Origin of the sequence: Lactobacillus nasalidis (assembly GCF_016587775.1) — a bacterium.
Taxonomy (GTDB): domain Bacteria; phylum Bacillota; class Bacilli; order Lactobacillales; family Lactobacillaceae; genus Lactobacillus; species Lactobacillus nasalidis.
This window is the reverse complement of record NZ_BOCG01000452.1, coordinates 1-3,228: the sequence shown is the minus strand read 5'-3', so window position 1 is coordinate 3,228 and position 3,228 is coordinate 1. Positions and strand designations below refer to the sequence as shown.

3 protein-coding genes are annotated in these 3,228 nt (G+C 54.8%); 1 reads left to right on the top strand and 2 read right to left on the bottom strand.

Annotation, left to right across the window (positions count from 1 at the left end; translation table 11 throughout):
- Window positions 1–1,946 (top strand): YfhO family protein (locus lacNas_RS08675; RefSeq protein WP_201346776.1); only part of this gene is annotated, 1,946 nt, incomplete at its 5' end.
- A gap of 52 nt (window positions 1,947–1,998) precedes the next feature.
- On the opposite strand, the gene greA is transcribed toward lacNas_RS08675, so the two are convergent.
- Entirely contained in the window at window positions 1,999–2,487 is a 489-nt protein-coding gene (gene greA / locus lacNas_RS08670) for a transcription elongation factor GreA (RefSeq protein WP_201330243.1), read from the bottom strand.
- 71 nt (window positions 2,488–2,558) lie between these two features.
- The coding region (locus lacNas_RS08665; protein ID WP_507762778.1) for a phenylalanine--tRNA ligase subunit beta-related protein at window positions 2,559–3,228 on the bottom strand (670 nt) is incomplete at its 5' end.

Below are 3,228 nucleotides of genomic sequence, written 5' to 3'. Positions count from 1 at the left end.
TAACGCAGCTGACGCTCAGCTTGGAGAAAAAGAGCCGGGTCTGGGCCTATCTCAAGAGCAGCTTCTTTGGCAGCTGCCTGGCCGCCGTCAGCCTCTGGCCGACCTTCCTGGAACTGCTGGCCGGCAAGACCGATGCCGACATCAGCTGGAAGCTGAACTTTCAGTTCCCGCCCTACCAGCTGATCGCCAAGCTGATCGACGGGGCTTACAGCTTCAATGAAATGTCTGACGGCCTGCCCAACATCTTCATCAGTTCCTGCTTTGCCCTCCTGGCCCTGCTTTTCATCTTCAACCCCCGCTTCAGCAAGCGGGAAAAGCTGAGCAAGGGCCTGCTTTTGAGCTTTCTACTGCTCTCTTTGTCCTTTACCCCCCTGGTTCTGCTCTGGCACCTGGGACAGTTTCCGGTCTGGTATCCAGCCAGATTCAGCTTCCTGGTCTCCTTTTACGCCCTGGACCTGGCCCTGGACAACCTGACCAGACAGCAGGCCTTCAACCTCAAGCAGAAGCTGCTGGCTGCTGTTTTAGGCGCTGGCGTCTCCCTTTACCTGGCCATCAATCCTGACAAGCTGGAATTCGTCCAGCAGCAGGGGCAGATTTCAACCGGCCTCTTCATCCTGGCCGCCCTGCTCTTCATCGTCTTCATCTATGGCCATCATTACCTGGCCAGCCACTATGCCTTGCTGCTGGTAGTGTCGGAAGTCACGGTCAACCTGATTTTTTCCTTGAACGCGATTTCCTACCAGGAAAACAGCAACTACTCCAAATTCGCGGTCAATGTCAACCAGGCCACCAGCTACCTGGCCAAGACCGATCCGACCCTCTACCGGACGGAAAAAAGCTTCAGCCGGTCTGACGACGATCCCTTTACCGGGAACTACTACGGCATCACGACCTTCAACTCCATCAGCAATTCCAGCACTTCCAAGCTGCTCAGCAGCCTGGGCTACGTGCACAACAGCAATTCTTACACCAACCAGGGCGGCACGCTGCTGACTGACGCTTTTTTGGGCATCAAGTACTACCTTGAACCGAACTACTCTTATGACAACGTCTCAGCTGCCAGCCGGATGCCTTATGACAACCTGAACCACCGGGCCGACCTCAACAGCTACTACCCAAGCAAGCAGTTCCCGCAGCTCAGCGTGCTGACCAACCGCCAGGCCCTGCCGCTGGTCTTTGCCAGCCAGAGCCAGCAAACCAAGGTCAAGTTTGCCGCCAACAATCCGGTCCTCAACCAGCAGCGGCTCTGGCAGAGCCTGGGCCTGAGCGGCAAGCTTTTCAGCCAGGTCAAGTCCGCCGTCAAGCTGACCAACCTGAAGGTCAGCCAGACAAATCCCCTGGTCTTCAAGAAAATCAACACCGCCAAGGCAGCCACCGTTACTTTCAGCTTTACGCCGCAGGACAACGACTCCTATTACCTGCAGCTGCCGAACGGCTTTAACTTCAAAAGCGCCAGCTTGAGCGTCAACGACATTTTCTTTGATTACGAAAGCCGCGATGACCAGATCCGCCTGGTCAACGTCGCCAGCCAAAGAAAAAAGACCATCGTCAAGGTCACCTTTACCCTGACCAATTCGACCCTGGACCTGACCGGCCTGCGCTTCTGGCATTTCGACAATTCCCTCTTCAAGGCCGGCATCAAGCGCCTCAAGCGGCCAAGCCTCAAGCTAAGCCAGTCGGGCCTGAAGATCAAGAGCCAGTCCTTCAAGAGCCAAAAGCGGCTCTGGATCACGACCATCCCTTACTCCAAGAACTGGCTGGTCTTTGACAACGGCAAGCTGGTCAAGAGCAGCAAGTACGCCCAGAGCCTCCTGGCCTTCCAGCTGGGCAGCGGCAAGCACCGGCTGACCCTGGTCTACCTGCCGGTCAGCCTGCTTGTCGGCAGCTTGATCAGCCTCTTGACCCTGGCAGTCTACCTGATCTTGAAGAAAAAGCAGTTGGTCTGAAAAACGAAAAATGAGTATAAAAAAAGGTGCTGTCCATTTGGACAGCGCCTTTTTAGTCGGTCGTCTTCACGTCGTTGATAACGACATCGTAGCTGACGTTGGCTGAATCGACGTTGATCTTGACCGTTTCACCCTTCTTGTGGCCAAGCAGGGCCTTGCCGATCGGAGATTCGTTGGAAACCTTGCCGTGGAACGGGTCAGACTGGCTGCTGCCCACGATCTCGTAAGTTTCCGGTTCGTCTTCGCCGACTTCGGTAACCGTAACCGTCTTGCCGATACTTACTTCGTCCGGGTCAACGGCATCGGTGTCGACAACGACAGCATACTTGAGCTGTTCGCTGACGGCATCGATTCTTTCTTCCAGACGCATCTGCTCATCCTTGGCAGCATCGTATTCTGAGTTTTCAGACAAGTCGCCGTAAGAACGGGCGATCTTCAAGCGTTCCACGATTTGCGGGCGCTTAACGAACTTCAGGTTCTGCAGTTCTTCTTCCAGCTGCTTCTTGCCTTCGGCAGTCATTTCATAGTTTTTTTCAGGCATTGTCAATTCTCCTTTATTTAACGCATTATGCAATGTTAAATATTAGAGTTTAATTCCGCGAAAGTCAACCATTAACGAATGTTTGCGCCTAATTTTTCTTCCAAGGCGGCTTGGACCTGGTCAGTAGCGGCACTGACCACGGCATCGGTCAAGGTGTCGGCCTCGTTCAGGAAGGTCAGGCGGTAAGCCAGGCTCTTCTTGCCTTCTGGCAGGCGCACGCCTTGGTAGACGTCGATGACTTCCACGCTCTGCAGGAATTTGCCGGCATTAGCCTTGATGCATTCTTCAACTGCAGCGTTGCTGATCTTTTCATCAACCAGGATGGACAAGTCCCGCTGAACAGCCGGGTACTTCGGAGCCGGCTTGGACTTGACGCCCTTGTTCATCAGCGGCAGCAAGGCATCCAGGTTCAGTTCGTAAACGTAGATTTCCTTGCCGGCAAAGTTCTTGTCAGTCATGGTCAAAACCGGCGCGATCTGGCCGATCAGGCCGACGTATTCACCGCCGATGTAGATGCCGGCGGTTCTGGTCGGGTGCATCCCGCTGATGCTTTCAGCCCGGTACTCAACGTCCTTGATGCCGATCATTTCAAACAGGTCTTCCAGCTGGCCCTTGACATAGTAGAAGTCGATGGCTTCGTCCTGGTGCTGCCAGTTGCTCTCGCCGGCCTGGCCCACATAAGCGGCTGCCAGGTGTTCGTGTTCGTGGTAGCTGCCGCCTTCCATGTCGTAGACGCGGGCG